At 61.5% G+C, this 16082-nt stretch carries 12 protein-coding genes; 1 reads left to right on the top strand and 11 read right to left on the bottom strand.

Annotated elements, in window-relative coordinates:
• Positions 1-117: 117 nt before the first annotated feature.
• From clpB to MGMAQ_RS06015, 11 genes are all read right to left on the bottom strand, one after another.
• Complete coding sequence (gene clpB / locus MGMAQ_RS06065) at positions 118-2703, bottom strand: ATP-dependent chaperone ClpB (RefSeq protein ID WP_046020836.1); 2586 nt, start codon at positions 2701-2703, stop codon at positions 118-120.
• A 151-nt stretch (positions 2704-2854) separates the two neighbouring features.
• On the bottom strand, positions 2855-3298 hold the full coding sequence (locus MGMAQ_RS20310; protein ID WP_252508687.1) for a DUF4167 domain-containing protein: 444 nt from the start codon (positions 3296-3298) through the stop codon (positions 2855-2857).
• Between the two features lie 228 nt (positions 3299-3526).
• Complete coding sequence (gene prmC / locus MGMAQ_RS06055) at positions 3527-4372, bottom strand: peptide chain release factor N(5)-glutamine methyltransferase (RefSeq protein ID WP_046020835.1); 846 nt, start codon at positions 4370-4372, stop codon at positions 3527-3529.
• Positions 4369-5433, bottom strand: a complete 1065-nt coding sequence (gene prfA, locus MGMAQ_RS06050; protein ID WP_046020834.1) for a peptide chain release factor 1 — start codon at positions 5431-5433, stop codon at positions 4369-4371. The genes prmC and prfA overlap by 4 nt, the downstream gene beginning before the upstream one ends.
• The gene (gene hemA, locus MGMAQ_RS06045) at positions 5430-6695 is read right to left on the bottom strand and encodes a glutamyl-tRNA reductase (protein WP_046020833.1); all 1266 of its coding nucleotides are present in this window, start codon (positions 6693-6695) and stop codon (positions 5430-5432) included. The genes prfA and hemA overlap by 4 nt, the downstream gene beginning before the upstream one ends.
• A gap of 10 nt (positions 6696-6705) precedes the next feature.
• Complete coding sequence (gene hisS / locus MGMAQ_RS06040) at positions 6706-7950, bottom strand: histidine--tRNA ligase (protein WP_046020832.1); 1245 nt, start codon at positions 7948-7950, stop codon at positions 6706-6708.
• 75 nt (positions 7951-8025) lie between these two features.
• A complete protein-coding gene (ispG, locus tag MGMAQ_RS06035; RefSeq protein ID WP_046020831.1) occupies positions 8026-9249 on the bottom strand; it encodes a flavodoxin-dependent (E)-4-hydroxy-3-methylbut-2-enyl-diphosphate synthase in 1224 nt (407 codons plus the stop codon).
• Positions 9250-9332: 83 nt separating this feature from the next.
• Positions 9333-10553 carry a helix-turn-helix domain-containing protein gene (locus tag MGMAQ_RS06030; protein WP_052716173.1) on the bottom strand — a complete coding sequence of 407 codons (1221 nt, stop codon included), beginning with the start codon at positions 10551-10553 and terminating at the stop codon, positions 9333-9335.
• A gap of 144 nt (positions 10554-10697) precedes the next feature.
• Positions 10698-12959 (bottom strand): phosphoenolpyruvate--protein phosphotransferase, encoded by a 2262-nt coding sequence (ptsP, locus tag MGMAQ_RS06025; protein ID WP_371258391.1) that lies wholly within the window; start codon positions 12957-12959, stop codon positions 10698-10700.
• Between the two features lie 3 nt (positions 12960-12962).
• Complete coding sequence (locus MGMAQ_RS06020; protein WP_046020830.1) at positions 12963-13988, bottom strand: nitronate monooxygenase family protein; 1026 nt, start codon at positions 13986-13988, stop codon at positions 12963-12965.
• A 4-nt stretch (positions 13989-13992) separates the two neighbouring features.
• Positions 13993-15219: an aspartate kinase gene (locus tag MGMAQ_RS06015; RefSeq protein WP_046020829.1), complete on the bottom strand. Its 1227-nt coding sequence runs from the start codon at positions 15217-15219 to the stop codon at positions 13993-13995.
• 113 nt (positions 15220-15332) lie between these two features.
• Here MGMAQ_RS06015 and ubiG point away from each other — a divergent pair, with 113 nt between their 5' ends.
• A complete protein-coding gene (gene ubiG / locus MGMAQ_RS06010; RefSeq protein WP_046020828.1) occupies positions 15333-16079 on the top strand; it encodes a bifunctional 2-polyprenyl-6-hydroxyphenol methylase/3-demethylubiquinol 3-O-methyltransferase UbiG in 747 nt (248 codons plus the stop codon).
• Positions 16080-16082: the final 3 nt, after the last annotated feature.

Genomic DNA, 16082 nt, shown 5'->3' with positions numbered 1-16082 from the left:
TGAAGATAAACCTGAGGTTCAGGTCCGGTTGGGAACACCTAGGGGCGAGACACGATTCCCTAAGTGATGAGATAATATAACACCCGCCTTCCCATTAGGCAAGGCTAATTTGCAATATTATCCACCGCCCTCGCCATTGAGGGTCAACCCATTGGAATCGGCGGAGACCAGAACCCGATCCCCGTCCTTGACACGGTCCTCCAGGATCAAACCCGCCAAGGCATTTTGCAGGTTTTTCTGGATCACCCGCTTGAGCGGACGGGCGCCATAGGCTGGGTCGTAGCCCGCGTCGGAAAGCCAGTCCTTGGCCGCGTCATCCAATTCGATGGTGATCTTGCGTTCCTCCAACAGCTTGCTCAAGCGTGACAATTGGATCTCGACGATACCGCCCATATGTTCGCGGAACAGCCGGTGAAAGAGGATCACCTCGTCTAGACGATTGAGGAATTCCGGTCGGAACGCCTGCCGCACCATCTCCATGACTTGCGGACGGATTTCCTCGGAGTCGTGACCATCGGCCTGCTCGGACAGAATCTCGGCACCGATGTTCGAGGTCAGAATGATCAGCACATTGCGAAAATCCACGGTCCGCCCCTGCCCGTCGGTCAGGCGACCATCATCAAGCACCTGCAAGAGCACGTTGAATACGTCCGGATGGGCTTTCTCCACCTCATCGAACAGCACCACCTGATAGGGTCTGCGCCGCACCGCCTCGGTGAGCATGCCGCCTTCATCGTGCCCCACATATCCAGGCGGCGCGCCAATCAACCGCGCGACGGCATGCTTTTCCATGTATTCAGACATGTCGATGCGGACCATGGCCTGTTCGTCATCGAACAAGAACCCGGCCAGAGCCTTGGTCAGTTCGGTCTTGCCCACCCCGGTGGGGCCGAGGAACAGAAACGATCCGATGGGCCGGTTGATATCCTGCAAGCCTGCCCGGGCCCGGCGCACCGCGTCGGAGACCGCGACCAGAGCCTCGTCCTGGCCAATCACTCGACCGCGCAAGGCCTGTTCCATGTTGAGCAGCTTCTCGCGCTCGCCTTGCAGCATCTTATCCACCGGAATGCCGGTCCAGCGGGATACCACCGAGGCGATATGGCTTTCAAGAACGGCCTCCTCGACCATGCGCGTGTTTTCTTGCCCCTCGGCCTCGGACAAGCGTCGCTCCAACTCGGGGAGGAGGCTGTATTGCAGTTCCGAAGCTTCTTCCAACTTGCCCTCGCGCATGGCCCGCTCGGCGGCGATGCGGGCCTGATCGAGCTTCTCCTTCAGCTTCGTAGCCTCGGCCAGGTGATCCTTTTCCGCCTTCCATCGATCGGTCAGACTCCCGGAGCGTTGCTCCAAGTCCGCCAGTTCCGTTTCCAGCCTCTCAAGCCGCGAGCGCGACGCCGAGTCGGATTCCTTTTTCAACGCCTCGCGTTCGATCTTTAACTGGATAATGCGTCGGTCCAGTTCATCCACCTCTTCGGGCTTGGAATCCACTTCCATGCGGACCCGCGAGGCCGCCTCGTCCACCAGATCAATGGCCTTGTCGGGCAGGAAGCGGTCGGAAATATAACGATTGGACAGACTCGCCGCCGATACCAGGGCCGCATCGGCAATGCGCACCCCGTGGTGCATCTCGTACTTTTCCTTGATACCGCGCAGGATGGAAACCGTATCCTCCACCGTCGGCTCGGCAACGAACACGGGCTGGAACCGGCGCGCCAGCGCCGCGTCTTTTTCCACATGCTTGCGATACTCGTTAATTGTTGTTGCACCAACGCAGTGCAGTTCTCCCCGCGCCAAGGCAGGCTTGAGCAGGTTGGAGGCATCCATGGAGCCTTCCGCCGCTCCGGCGCCCACCAGGGTATGCATCTCGTCGATGAACAAGATGATTTCGCCGGCCGCTGATTGTACCTCGGTCAGCACGGCTTTCAGCCGTTCCTCGAACTCGCCGCGAAACTTGGCGCCGGCCACCAGGGCTCCCAGATCGAGCACCAACAGTCGCTTGGTCAGAAGAGCTTCGGGCACATCGCCGCTGACGATACGCTGGGCCAGCCCCTCTACCACGGCGGTCTTGCCCACACCCGGCTCGCCGATGAGCACCGGGTTGTTCTTGGTGCGGCGGGAAAGCACCTGGATTGTCCTGCGGATTTCCTCGTCACGGCCGATGACCGGATCAATGCGCCCTTCCTCGGCGGCGGCGGTGAGGTCGCGGGCATATTTCTTCAAGGCATCGTAATTATCCTCGGCGGTGGCCGAGGAGGCCGTGCGGCCCTTGCGCATATCCTCTACCGCCCGGTTGAGGGCCTGGGGTGTGACCTTGGCCTGTTTCAGCACCTCGTTGGCCGGGGTCTCGAAGGTCAGGGTCATGGCCTGGAGCAGGCGCTCGGCGGTGATGAACTCGTCACCGGCCTTGTCGGCCATCTGCCGGGCCTGATCGAATAGCCGGGCGGTATCGCTATCCACATACATTTGCCCGGCCCCGGCGCCTTCCACCTTGGGCAATTTATCCAGTTCCGCCGCACAGTCCTTGCGCGCCGCCTTGGCATCGCCCCCGGCAGCGGCGATCAATCCGGCGGCCATGCCTTCCTTGTCTTCCAACAAGACGGACAGGATATGCAGCGGTGTCAGTTGCTGGTGATGATGGCGGGCGGCCAATCCTTGGGCATTTTGCAGAAAGCCGCGCACCCGCTCAGTCAGTTTATCGAATTCCATTTGGACAGATCCTTTGTTCGACGGATCGTCGCATCCCCTTGAAGGCAAATGCAACAATCCTCGTGGGAATGTCGTCTCTTTGCTTCAATATGTCGCAAAAAAGGGCAGTCGCAAGACCGCCCTTGGGATCGCGTGAACGCGTGGCCGACGATCAAGCGGCGGAGGCTTCGGTCTTCCCGTCTTCGTCACCACCGTCTTCGGCAGGCGTTTCCGCTGCCTTGGCTTCTTCGGCATCCGGTTCACTTGGGGCCTGGGCGTCCTGCTTCGGCGCCCCGTCCCCTTCGTTGGGAATGGGATCCACCATCTGCCGGTCACCGCCCGGAGTCCGGGGTTGACGGTTCTGACTATTCTCCGCCTGGGCATTGATGATGCGGTAGTAATGTTCCGCATGCTGATAATAGGCCTCGGCGGAAATCCGATCCCCCACCGACGACGCATCGCGGGCCAGTGAAAGGTATTTCTCCAGCACCTGATGGGCCGTGCCACGCACCCGCACTTCGGGTCCGTTGCTGTCATAGGTATGATTCTTGTTCCCCGAATGGCGCTTGCCGTTGCGAGTCCGGGGACGCTTGTTGTTGTTCGTGCCCTTGTTCATGGTACCTTGATACATACGTTGAAGACGATCCAATGCCATCGCGCGAACGGCCCTCGGGCCTTCATTAGGTTCGATTACTCAAACTATGTCGCGAAAGGTCAAAACGACCGAACCTGAAAATAAAAAGGTCCCCTGGTCCGGTCTTCGGGTTGGCACGTCAATGCCGTGCTGGCCCTTTCCTTCAAACTAGTCGGGTCCGCCCCATATTCCAAGCCTTTTTTTGACAGACTAAGAGCTTTTCCATTGCCCGAGAATACAACGGGGCACGCCAGACAGGTCATTGTGGGCGGAAATCCCAACCAGCCCTGCTTCGTTCAACAGACGAACCACGCTCTCCGCCTGCCCCTGACCCACCTCGACCGCCAGCCAGGCGTTTGGCTTCAACAGGCTGCACATATCCCGCGCCAAGCGCCGGTAGAAATCAAGGCCGTCCGCGCCGCCGTCCAAGGCCCGCCTTGGTTCATGGTCGCGCACGTCCGGTTGCAGATCGGGTATGTCGCCGGTCGGGATATAGGGTGGATTGGAGATCACCAGATCGAAGCGTTCCGCAACCACATCGGTCCAATCGCCAATCCGGATTTCGGCTCGATTGGCAATATGGAGAGCCCGGGCATTGTCCTGGGCCACCGCCGCCGCCGCCGGATTGATCTCCACGCCGATCCCGCTTGCCGCGCTCCATTCCCGGAGCAGACACAGCAACAAACACCCGGTGCCAGTCCCCAAATCGAGAATCATCGGGGAAGATGGCAGGTCCAGATGCAAAACCGCCTCGACCAGGGTTTCCGAATCCGGTCGCGGGATCAGGGTCTCGGCGGTCACCTTGAATGGCAGGCTCCAGAATTCCCGTTCTCCCGTGATCTGGGCCAAAGGAACTCGAACCGCCCGCCGCTCGACGGCAGCGCGCAACCGCTCAAGTGCCTCTTCCGATACGGTTTTCTCGGGATAGCCGAACACGGTTTCCGGACGCAGCCCCGTCGCCCATGCGACCAGCAATCGGCCTTCTAGCCGCGGGTCTTCGAGGTTCGCCTCGGCCAACCGGTGGACAACCTCAACCAGGGCCTCGCCAACGGTCACTGAATCTCTGCCAGCCGAGCCGCCTGATCCTCGGCCAAAAGGGCATCGAGCAATTCGTCCAGATCCCCTTCGATCACCCGATCCAGCTTGTGCAGGGTCAGGTTAATTCGATGATCCGTGACCCGGCCTTGCGGGAAGTTATAAGTGCGGATGCGTTCCGACCGGTCGCCGGAGCCTACCTGACTCTTGCGGTCGGCCGCCCGCTCATCGGCCAAACGGCGGCGCTCCTCCTCGTAGAGGCGCGCGCGCATCACCTTCATGGCCTTGGCCTTGTTTTTATGCTGAGACTTTTCATCCTGACAGGCCACCACCAGTCCGGTGGGCAGGTGGGTCAGGCGCACCGCCGAATCGGTGGTATTCACGTGCTGGCCCCCGGCACCTTGGGAGCGATAGGTATCGATGCGCAGGTCGCGTTCATCCAATTCCACGTCCACCTCACCGGCTTCGGGCAGCACCGCCACCGTGGCCGCCGACGTGTGAATACGTCCGCCGGATTCGGTCACCGGGACCCGTTGCACCCGATGCACGCCGGATTCAAACTTCAGCCGCGCGAACACGTTCTTGCCGGTGATGGTGGCCATGGCTTCCTTAAGGCCGCCAATGCCGGTCTCGTTTGTCTCGATGATCTCGAACTTCCATCGCTGTGCATCCGCATAGCGCTGATACATGCGCAAGAGATCGGCGGCAAACAAGGCCGCCTCATCGCCCCCCGTCCCCGCACGCACTTCCAAGATGGCGTTTTTCTCATCCGCCTCGTCCCTGGGCAGCAGAAGAATTTGGACCTCTTGTTCCAAATTCGGCAGGCGGGCCTGCACCGCGCGTAGTTCCTCCTCGGCCAGGCTGCGCATTTCCGGATCATCACCGTCGGCGGCCATGAACTCCAGATCAGCGGCCTCTGATCTGAGCTCGTGCAACATGCGCACGGCCGCCACCACCGGATCCAGTTCCGAGTATTCCTTGGACAGCTTGACGAACGTATCACCATCGCCGCCTTCGGACATCAAGGCGCTCAATTCTTCGTGGCGGGCGACAATGCGTTGCAGTTTCTCATCCAGGCTCACGAGGGATCCTCCTCTCGCGGCTCGAACAGGCGGCGCAGCAGTCGTTCCACCGGTTCCAGATCTTCGCCCGCCGCCGCCATGTCGCGCAGGGCCTCGGTCGGACCGTGCAGCAGCCGGGCGGTTACCAGGTGGGTCGCCTTGGCGGCGTCGTTTGGAGAATCACCCAGGGCCCTCACCCGTTCGGCCTCCACCAGATCGTGCAGCAAAGTCAGCACCGGCACCGCCTCACGTTCGTCCCGGTCCCGCATGAATTTGGTGACTTCTTCGTCGATGATGCGCCAAGCGGTGACCGCGTCGGCTTCGCGCTCGTTCATGCCATCCATGGCCACCCGCTCCAAGTCCCCCAGGTCATAGAGGAAAGCCTCTTCCACCCGGTTGACCGCCGGATCAACATCGCCGGGGATGCCAGTATCGATGAGAAATATCGGTTTATGGCGGCGCAGCTTCAAAGCGGCCCGCAATTTGTCCGGATCGATGGTCGGAACGCGAGCCGACAAGGCTGTGATCAGGATATCCGCTTCCGGCAGTTTATCGGCCAATTCCTCGAAGGGCAGCAGATGGCAATTGAGAGTCTGCGCCAAATGTTCGGCCCGGGCAGGCTTGGGATGGCTGAGGGTCAAATGAGACAGCCCCCCTTGTGACAGGGCCCGCCCGACCAATTCGCCCATGTCGCCAACACCGATCATCAGTGCCGTACAGCGGCCCAGATCACCATGCAGATCACGAGCCAGCTCGACCGCCGCCGAGGCAATGGAGACGGGGCGCTTGCCGATGGGGGTTTCCGTGCGGACCCGCTTGGCTGCGGCGTAGGCGGCCTGCACCAGGCTTTCCAGCTCCCCCGCCGTATGGCCGGAATCTTTGGCCAGACGATGGCAGGCCTTGAGTTGGCCCAGCACCTGAGGCTCACCCACCACCTGGCTGTCCAAGGAAGCCGCGACGGCGAACAGGTGGCGGACGGCCTGTTCGTCCCGATGGGCATAAAGAGCTGGGATCAGTTCCCCGACCGGTTGCTCGGCGCGGTTGGCCAGAAGCGCACGCAAGGGGTCGATGGCAGCTTCCGGGTCTTCGGTCATGACCAACAGATCCACCCGGTCACAGGTGGAAAAGACCATTGCCTGCTCGAATCCCAACGCTCGAACCGAGTCGAGCACTTCGGACACCTGTTCGTCCTCGACAAACAGCTTGTCCCGCAAACCCAGGGAACTGGATTTGTGGTTGGCACCGACCACGATGGGCCGCAGGTTGAGACCGTCCGAGGTCATGGTCTTGCTGTTAATCCTTTTCGCACAAATGAGCGACAATGCGGTCCAGGACGATTTCTTCCTGTTCGCCGCTGTCCAGGTCGCGCAGAGTGGCCACACCCTTGGCCAGTTCATCCTCGCCCAGCATCAGTGCCAGGCGGGCATGGAGCCCGTTGGCCCGTTTCATACGCTTTTTCAGGTTGCCGGAAAAGCCCAGGTCGGCGGCAACGCCCCGGTCGCGCAATTGCTGGGTCAAGGTCAAGGCGGTGGCTTGAGCCGCCTCACCCACAGGAATAACGGCAACCGGGCGCGGTGGCTCCACCAATTCCTCGACCATCAACGACAGCCGTTCCACCCCCGCCGCCCAGCCAATGCCGGGCGTGGCCGGGCCGCCCATCTGGCCGATCAGACCGTCATAGCGCCCCCCTGCCAGCACTGTGCCCTGGGCTCCCAGGTCCGTGGTGGTGAACTCAAACGCAGTATGGCAGTAGTAATCCAGCCCGCGCACCAGACGCGGATTGAGGCGGTAAGACACGCCCACGGCATCGAGTCCACGGGTCAATTGATCGAAGAAGGCTCGCGATGCCTCATTGAGGCTATCGGAGAGCAACGGCGCATCGGCCACCACCCGCTTATCCCCTTCGTCCTTGGAGTCCAGCACGCGCAAAGGATTGCGTTCCAGCCTTTCGCGGCTGTCTTCGGACAGGGCATCTCTATGAGCGTTCAAAAAGTCCACCAGAGTATCGCGATAGGCGGCGCGGCTTTCCGCATCGCCCAGACTGTTCAGTTCCAAGGTCACCCGGTCCTTCAGGCCCAGGGCGTCGAGGAAGCGCGCGCCCATGGCAATGGTCTCGATATCCGCCTGCGGGCTTTCCACGCCAAGCAGTTCCACGCCCACCTGATGGAATTGCCGCTGGCGACCTTTTTGCGGGCGCTCGTAGCGGAACATGGGGCCGCGATAGAACAGTTTCAGTGGCAATTGTTGCTGTAACCCGCCGGAGATGAAGGCCCGTGCCACCCCTGCCGTTCCCTCGGGCCGCAGGGTCAAGGACTCCCCGCCCCGGTCGGCGAAGGTGTACATCTCCTTGGTGACGATATCCGACGTATCACCCAGGGTTCGCTTGAACACTTCGGTAAACTCGAAGATGGGCGTTACGACCTCACCGAAGCCATAGAGCTCGGTGATCCGGCGAGCGGTGTCCTCCACATGGCGATGGCGGCGGGCCTCGGCGGGCAGGAGATCCTTGGTTCCGCGAACCGGTTGCAGTTTGGCCATGATCCATTCCTTTGCGGCAAAGGCCCAACGACCGGCAGCGGAGAGTCTCCGTTCGCGGCCTGGGCCCGTGCCTGGCTAATTCTTCCGTTGATAGTGGGACTCGATATAGTCGTCGAGCAGCTTTTTGAATTGGCCACCCAGGTCGCCGCCCTTGAGAACGGTCAGCTTCTCGCCGTCCGCATAGACCGGCGCCGATGGCTCTTCGCCGGTACCCGGCAGGCTGATGCCCAGGTTGGCGTTCTTGCTTTCGCCCGGCCCGTTGACCACACAGCCCATCACCGCCAGGGTGAAGGTCTCGATCCCCGTATAGGTTTCGCGCCAGGAAGGCATGCTCTGCCGGATATAATCCTGGATTTCAGCCGCCAGTTCCTGAAACAGGGTCGAAGTGGTGCGCCCGCAGCCCGGGCAGGCCGTGACCATCGGCGAAAAGGCGCGCAGGCCCATGGTTTGCAGCATCTGTTGCGCCACCTCCACTTCCCCGGTGCGGGCGCCGCCCGGTTCTGGGGTCAAGGACACCCGGATGGTATCGCCGATGCCTTCTTGCAGCAGCACCGCCATGGCGGCCGTGGATGCCACGATCCCCTTCGACCCCATGCCCGCCTCGGTCAGCCCCAGGTGCAGGGCCCAGTCGCCGCGCTTGGCCAACTTGCGATAGACGGCAATCAGGCTTTGCACCTCGGAGACCTTGCAAGACAGGACAATGCGGTCCCGACCCAAGCCCAACTCCTCGGCTCGCAATGCCGAAGACACGGCGGATTCCACCAAGGCGTCCTGAGTGACTTCCTCGGCTGGCTTGGGATTGGGCCGCTTGCCATTGTCATCCATCATCTTGGACGCCAAGGCCTGATCCAGGCTGCCCCAATTGACGCCGATGCGCACGGCCTTGCCGTATTGGGCCGCCACTTCGATCATGGTGGCGAACTTGTCGTCCTTGCTACGCCCAAAGCCCACATTGCCGGGGTTGATGCGCAGCTTGGCCAATGCCTCGGCACAGGCCGGGTGTTTGGTCAGCAACTGATGGCCATTGTAGTGGAAGTCCCCCACCAAGGGCACGAAGACGCCCTGAGCCTCCAACCGCTCGCGAATATGGGGGATGGCCTTGGCTGCTTCGTCATTATTGACCGTAAGCCGCACCAGTTCCGATCCGGCCCGGGCCAGCTCGGCGACTTGTATGACCGATAGGCCGATGTCGGCGGTATCGGTATTGGTCATGGACTGAACCACTACCGGCGCTCCGCCGCCGATGATCACGTCATCGATCCGGACGGCCTGAGTAGGGTGTCTAAGGATGGCATCCATGAATGGGAACCCGAACCTGCATAGTTTGAGAATGCCGGGCAGTCATGCCTCAAGCGCGATGCGCGGTCAACAGCGGGAACCGGTCAGTTGCCGAATTCACCGCCGCCATCGGTTGCTTTTTCGGGCACGGCCTCTCCGGCTTTGAGTTTATCCGGATCCAAAGACACATTGCGCAGCACCGCCCCCATGGGACCGATATCGGGCACCACCGAGCCATCCACGCTGATTTCCAGGCCCCCCGCGTTGCCGGTCACCAGGCGCAGGCCTTCCTGGTCGGGCACATGGAACACATCATACTGGCGCAGCAGACGGGTAACCACCAGGCGATTGGTATCGTTTTCACGGATCTGAATCCAGCTATCCACCTTGGCCTTGACCTGGATCCGGGAATCTTCGTCCTCGCCGCCGATCACCGGACGGACCGGCGCCACGGGCGCGATCGGCGCCGAAGGGATTTCCGCCGTCGCGGTTTGGGAGTCCGCAACGGCTTCCGTTTCAGCGGCGGCTTCCTGAACTGTTTCCTCGACCTCGGCAACGGTTTCCGCCGGTTCGACGGGTTCGACGGTTTCGGGCGCGACTTCCGCCGCCGCCTCTGTACCGGCTTCGGGGGTCACATCGACCGCCGGTTCCTCGGCTAATGGCGTATCGACTGGCGGTTCGGGCGCGTCAACCGCTGCCACCGGGGACGGTTCCGGCATCGCCTCTTCGGGGGGTTGAGGGGGATTGTCTCCCTCGCTGTCGGTCGCGGCAACGTCGCTCTCTTGGGGTTCGCTGGGATCGGGGGCATTGGCCGCCGGCTCTTCCATAGCCGGCACCCTCTCCGGTGTTTCGTCGGAAGAAGGCAGCATGGCCGCCAACCGGTCCGGCAATGGCGAGATCAGATCCACCAGAGGCTTGTCTTCGGAGGAACTAACGAACCAGGTAGCATAGCCAATCACCGCGATCACCACCCCGACCAACAGCACCGCGCCACTGGGCACGCCTCGCTCGGTCAAGGGCGTGGGTAATTTCAGATCGGCATGGGGTCCGGGTCCGGCCTCCTGACGATAGCGGCGCACCACTTCATCCGGGTCCAACCCCAGGTACTCGGCATAGCTGCGGATAAAGCCGGTGGCGTAGGCCATGCCCGGCAAATCGCCATAGCGGCCCTGTTCGATGGCTTCCAAATAGACGAACCGGATGCGCAAATTACGGGCCACATCGGCCAGATCTTCTTCTTGCTTGACGCGCGCATCTCGGAGCAGAACCCCGATGCCTGGGCCTTTTGTCTGTTCCTGGTCCTGGGCGGCATTGCTGTCGTTCATGGTCTCGCCCTACTGGTTCAGATCCCCTGTATCCCGCTCCGAAATAGCGGAAAAAAGCTTACATGACGTAAATATCAGAGGTTCTAGTGGATAAAAAGCGCCATTTTTCCGCTCAATGCGGGGTATTGACCGCCAATTTCTGGATCATAGGGCCACGCCATGATCCAAAGCAAACGCCCTTAAGCGCTCGCGCAGGCTATGATCGGTGCCCTTGAGCTGGCTGCGAAGGTAACGCGCCACGGGGCTGAGTTCCATGCTGCGGATCAGTTCCTTGACCGGCGCCACGGCTGCGGGAGACATGGACAAATGGCGGAAGCCCAAAGCCACCAACGCCATGGCTTCCAACGGCTTACCGGCCATTTCGCCGCAAATAGAGATCGGCACTCCGGCCCGGTTGCCTTGCAGCAACAAGCTGCGCAGGAAGTTCAAAGCCGGGGGCGACAGCACATCGTAGCGGTCCGCCAGCAGCGGCGTCCCTCGATCGGCGGCAAACAGGAACTGAAATAAATCGTTGCTGCCCACGGAAAGGAAATTGATGCGCGGCAGCAAAGCTTCCAGTTGGAATGCCAATGCCGGGACTTCCAACATCACCCCCACCGATAAGTTGGAAGGCAGCGGCACGCCCCGTTTCTGGGCCCGTCTCAACTCCATGTCGAGAAGATCATGCAGGCTGTCATATTCGGCCACTTCCGTGACCATGGGGAACATCAGCTTCAATTCCCTTTCGGCGGCGGCATGGATCAAGGCCCGCAATTGGTGGCGCAGCAGCATGGGCCGGTCCAGAGACATGCGGACAGCCCGCCAGCCCATGGCCGGATTTTCCTCTTCCCCCGGATCCCAATAGGGCAACAGCTTGTCGCCGCCCACATCCAGGGTTCGGAAGGCCACCGGCTTGCCGTCCGCCAAATCCAACACCCGACCATACAGGGCCGTTTGATCCTCCACGTTGGGCAGGGTGGCCCGGGCCATGAAGGGAACCTCGGTGCGATAGAGCCCCACGCCATCGGCCCCGGTTTCGGCGAAATGGGTCATATCCGCCTGAACCCCGGCATTGATCAGCAGTTCAACTTCGATGCCATCCCGGGTGATCGCCGGTTCGTCGCGCAGGGCAGCCTGAGCCGCGACCCGGCGGCTGCGGATCTCCATGGTATCCATGAAGGCGGTCAGCACATCGTCGCTGGGACGAACAAACAACTGGCCGTGATCGCCATCCAGGATGACTTGATCGCCTTCCTCAATACGTCCAAAGGCCTCGCGCACACGGCCAACCACGGGGATTCCCGCGGCTCGGGCCAGGATTGTTGCATGGGAGGTGGGTGAACCTTCTTCCAGCACCAGCCCCTTCAGTCGGTCCCGGTCGTAATCCATCAGTTCCGCCGGCCCCAGGGAGCGGGCAACCAGGATGATGTCGGAGTCGCCTTCCGCCACGCCAACCAGATGAATGTCGCCGGTCAAATGTTGCAGCAGGCGGTTGGCCAGGTCGTCCAGATCGTGCACCCGCTCGCGCAGATAAGGATCGCTAACTTGGTTCATGCGGGCGCGGACATCCGATTGCACCTTTTGTACCGCCGCCTCGGCGGTCAGGCCGCTGGCCACCGATTCCTCAATGCGGGTCAACCAGCCCGCGTCCTCGGCGATCATGCGGTAGGTTTCCAGGATATCCCGGTGCTCGCCTTCGGAATTTTCCAGCATGGTATCCAAGGCGCCATGCATGTCGTCCACGGCCAGCCTTAAGCGCTGCAATTCCGCTTCCGGATCCTCGGCAACCAGCTTGCGCACTTCGATGCAGGGCTCGTGCACCACCACCTGGCCAATGGCCAAGCCCGGATTGAGTCGCATGCCCTCCATGCGCAAAGGCAACATGCCGATGCCGTCGACCATGCGGGTTTCGTCACGACTGACCAACCCGCCACCCGCCACCAACTCCGCCAGAACCATGGCGACGGTTTCAAGGGTCTCGATTTCCTCTTCGGAATAATTGCGCGGGGTGACGTTCTGGACCGCCACCACGCCCAACACCCGACCGCCGCGCAAGATCGGCACGCCCAAGAAGGAGTGGAAGGCTTCTTCACCGGTCTCCGGTCGGAAGGCAAAGTTGGGATGGTCTTGAGCCTCGTCCAAGGACAAGGGCCGGGCCTGAGCCGCGATCAGACCCACAAGGCCCTCGCCGACACGCAGGCGGGTCCGGTGCACGGCACTGATTGCCAGGCCGTGGGTGGAGAACAGTTCGAGCACTTCACCGGCACGCTGTACATAGACCGAGCAGACTTCGGCAACCAGATCCCCGGCAATCAGGGTGACAATCCGGTCCAGCTTGGCCGGATCGGCCCCTTCCCCGGCCATCACATCCCGCATGCGGGCAAGAAGCCGTCGCGACCCGGTGTGATTGATGGTCGCCGGGGCCACCTCTTAGCTCCCTGACCGCGCGGCCAAGGAGGCCTCTGCCTGAGTGACCATTTCGCTGATGATCTCCGCCGTGGGCTGTTCCTTGGTGACCAGTCCAACACTCTGCCCGGCCATCAACGAGCCATTTTCCACATCACCGTCAATCACCGCCCGGCGCAGGGCTCCCGCCCAGAAATGCTCGATCTGCAACTGGGCCTCCTTGAGCTCCAGTTCCCCGGCATCGACCTTGGCGATCATGGCCCGTTGGGTTTCCATGAATTCATCGGTGCCCTTGTTGACCAGGGCACGCACCGGAATCACCGGGAAGCGCGGATCCACCTGCACTGTCGGGATGGCATCCCGAGCACCGGCTTTCAAGAAGGACTTCTTGAAATCGGCGTGGGCGATGCATTCCTCGGCGCAAACGAAACGGGTGCCCAATTGCACCCCGGCAGCCCCCATTTCCAGATAGCTGACCATGGCCTCGCCCCGACCGATACCTCCGGCGACGAACACGGGGACATCGGTGATATTGGGCAGGATTTCCTGGGCCAGCACGCTGGTCGCCACCGGACCGATATGGCCGCCCGCCTCGGCGCCCTCGATGACCAGCGCATCAACGCCATTGCGCACCAGCCGCTTGGCCAGAATCAGCGCGGGGGCAAAGCAGATGACCTTGGCCCCGGCTTCCTTGATTCGCTTGATGGCCCCGCCCGGCGGCAGACCGCCGGCCAGCACCACATGGCTGACCTTGTGATCCGCGCAAACATCGATCAGCGCATCCAGTTCCGGATGCATGGTGATCAAATTGACTCCGAAAGGTTTGGTGGTCATGGCCTTGGTTGCGGCGATTTCCGCTGTCAGCAGGTCCGGCCCCATGGAGCCGCAGGCAATAACACCGAAACCACCGGCGTTGGAGATGGCGGCAACCAGATTCCGCTCGGAAATCCAGGACATAGCGCCGCCCATGATGGCGGTATCGGTGCCGAGAAAGTCCCGGCCACTCTGCCAGAGGCTGTCCAACTTGCTGCGCGGGCTGAGATCATCCATGGGATCAGGCCGCGTCGGCGTCGAGGTCATAGGCCGTATGCAGAGCGCGCAAAGCCAATTCGGTATACTCCTCATCGATCAAAACGCTGACCTTGATTTCCGAGGTGGAGATTACCTGGATATTGATACTTTTATCGGCCAGGGCCTGGAACATGCGCTGGGCAACCCCTGCGTGGCTGCGCATGCCGACACCGATGATCGAGATCTTCACCACCTTGGAATCACTGAGCAGCTTTTCAAAGCGCAGGTCATCCTTGCGATCTTCCAGCACCTCCAGCGCCCGGCGCAGTTCACCTTCGGGCACGGTAAAGGTCAGGTTGGCGTGCTTGCCGTCCTGAGAGATATTCTGGATGATCATATCCACGTTGACGTTGGCCTCGGCCAGCGGCCCAAACACGGCACTGGCGACACCGGGGCGGTCTTCCAGGGCCACCACGGTGACCTTGGCTTCGTCCCGGCTATAAGCGATCCCGCTCACAATTTCTTTTTCCACGATTTCGTCCTCATTCACCACCATGGTACCGGGCGTATCCTCGAAGCTGGAGCGGACCTGTAGCCGTACTCCGTGCTTCATGGCCATTTCCACCGACCGGGTCTGCAACACCTTGGCTCCCAGGGAAGCCAGCTCAAACATTTCCTCGTAGGTTATCTTGTCGAGCTTGCGGGCCTTGGACACGATCCGCGGATCGGTCGTGTATACTCCATCCACATCCGTATAGATATCACAACGATCAGCCCGCAACGCCGCCGCCAGGGCCACGGCGCTGGTATCGGATCCACCCCGTCCCAGGGTCGCCACCCGGCCTTCGTCGCTCACGCCCTGGAACCCTGGAACCACGGCCACCTGACCGCTTTCCATCTGGGCCTTCATCTCGGTCACGTCGATGGATTGAATCCGCGCCTTGGCATGGACATCGTCGGTGCGCACCGGAATTTGCCAGCCCTGCCAGGAGCGGGCATCGATACCCAAATCCTGTAACGCCATGGATAGCAGCCCGGTGGTTACCTGCTCGCCGGTGGAGACAACCACGTCGTATTCGCGTGGGTCCACATCGGGACCGATTTGTTGCGTATAATCCACCAAGGTGTTGGTCACGCCCGACATGGCGCTGACGACAACGGCCACCTGATGACCGGCGTCCACCTCTGCCTTGACCTTTCGGGCGACGTTCTTGATCCGCCCGATATCGCCGACGGATGTGCCGCCGAACTTCTGAACGATGAGTGCCATGATCCTTCCCACAAAAAAATTCCGCGAACCCGTTGCCGGGCGGCGGCGGCGTATACATACTCTGGAGGACCCCGCGAGGCAAGTCCGCCGCGCCCAATCGGAGTGCTTTCACCATGACCAACCCCCTTTCCCCCGGAACGGCTAATCCGGAAGAAGTAGCCCGCTTCACCGCCATGGCCGAAACCTGGTGGGATCCCGACGGCAAATTCGGCCCTTTGCATAAGTTTAATCCCACCCGGCTGACCTTCATCCGCGACCGGGCGGCGGCCCGTTTCGGACGGGACCCGCTGGACGGCGCGCCCCTGAAAGGTCTGAGGATTCTTGACATCGGCTGTGGGGGGGGATTGCTCTGCGAGCCCCTGTCCCGCATGGGCGCCGAGGTGACGGGCATCGATGCCGGGGACAAGAATGTCGGCATCGCCGCCGCCCATGCGGAACAGATGGGTTTGGATATCACCTATCGCCATGCCATGCCGGAAGACCTGGTGGCCGAGGGACTGCAGTTCGATCTGGTGACAAACATGGAAGTCATCGAGCATGTGGATGACCCGGACCTGTTCCTGGCCCATTCCTGTGCCCTGGTCCGCCCGGGCGGGGCCATGGCCATGGCGACCATGAACCGGACCCTGAAATCTCTTGCCCTGGGCAAGATCGGCGCTGAGTATATATTGCGCTGGCTACCCGCTGGCACCCATGACTGGCGCAAGTTCGTCCGTCCATCGGAACTGGCCCGGGGACTGCGCCCCCATGGCCTGCTGATTGAGGCCCTCAAGGGCATGAGCTTCCATCCCATGTCCGCCCGTTGGGATCTTTCCGACGACCTGGATGTCAACTACCTCGCATTCTGCATCAAGGATTAGTGC

The sequence above is a fragment of the Magnetospira sp. QH-2 genome (genome assembly GCF_000968135.1).
Lineage (GTDB): Bacteria > Pseudomonadota > Alphaproteobacteria > Rhodospirillales > Magnetospiraceae > Magnetospira.
Note: the sequence above shows the minus strand (reverse complement) of the source record. Positions and strands in the feature narration are given on the sequence as shown.

Excerpts from the sequence above, each read along its gene's own strand:
- clpB (WP_046020836.1), bottom strand. The coding sequence starts at position 2,703 with ATGGAATTCGATAAACTGACTGAGCGGGTGCGCGGCTTTCTGCAAAAT.
- MGMAQ_RS20310 (WP_252508687.1), bottom strand. The coding sequence starts at position 3,298 with ATGAACAAGGGCACGAACAACAACAAGCGTCCCCGGACTCGCAACGGC.
- hemA (WP_046020833.1), bottom strand. The coding sequence starts at position 6,695 with ATGACCTCGGACGGTCTCAACCTGCGGCCCATCGTGGTCGGTGCCAAC.
- hisS (WP_046020832.1), bottom strand. The coding sequence starts at position 7,950 with ATGGCCAAACTGCAACCGGTTCGCGGAACCAAGGATCTCCTGCCCGCC.
- ispG (WP_046020831.1), bottom strand. The coding sequence starts at position 9,249 with ATGGATGCCATCCTTAGACACCCTACTCAGGCCGTCCGGATCGATGAC.
- MGMAQ_RS06030 (WP_052716173.1), bottom strand. The coding sequence starts at position 10,553 with ATGAACGACAGCAATGCCGCCCAGGACCAGGAACAGACAAAAGGCCCA.
- MGMAQ_RS06020 (WP_046020830.1), bottom strand. The coding sequence starts at position 13,988 with ATGGATGATCTCAGCCCGCGCAGCAAGTTGGACAGCCTCTGGCAGAGT.
- MGMAQ_RS06015 (WP_046020829.1), bottom strand. The coding sequence starts at position 15,219 with ATGGCACTCATCGTTCAGAAGTTCGGCGGCACATCCGTCGGCGATATC.
- ubiG (WP_046020828.1), top strand. The coding sequence starts at position 15,333 with ATGACCAACCCCCTTTCCCCCGGAACGGCTAATCCGGAAGAAGTAGCC.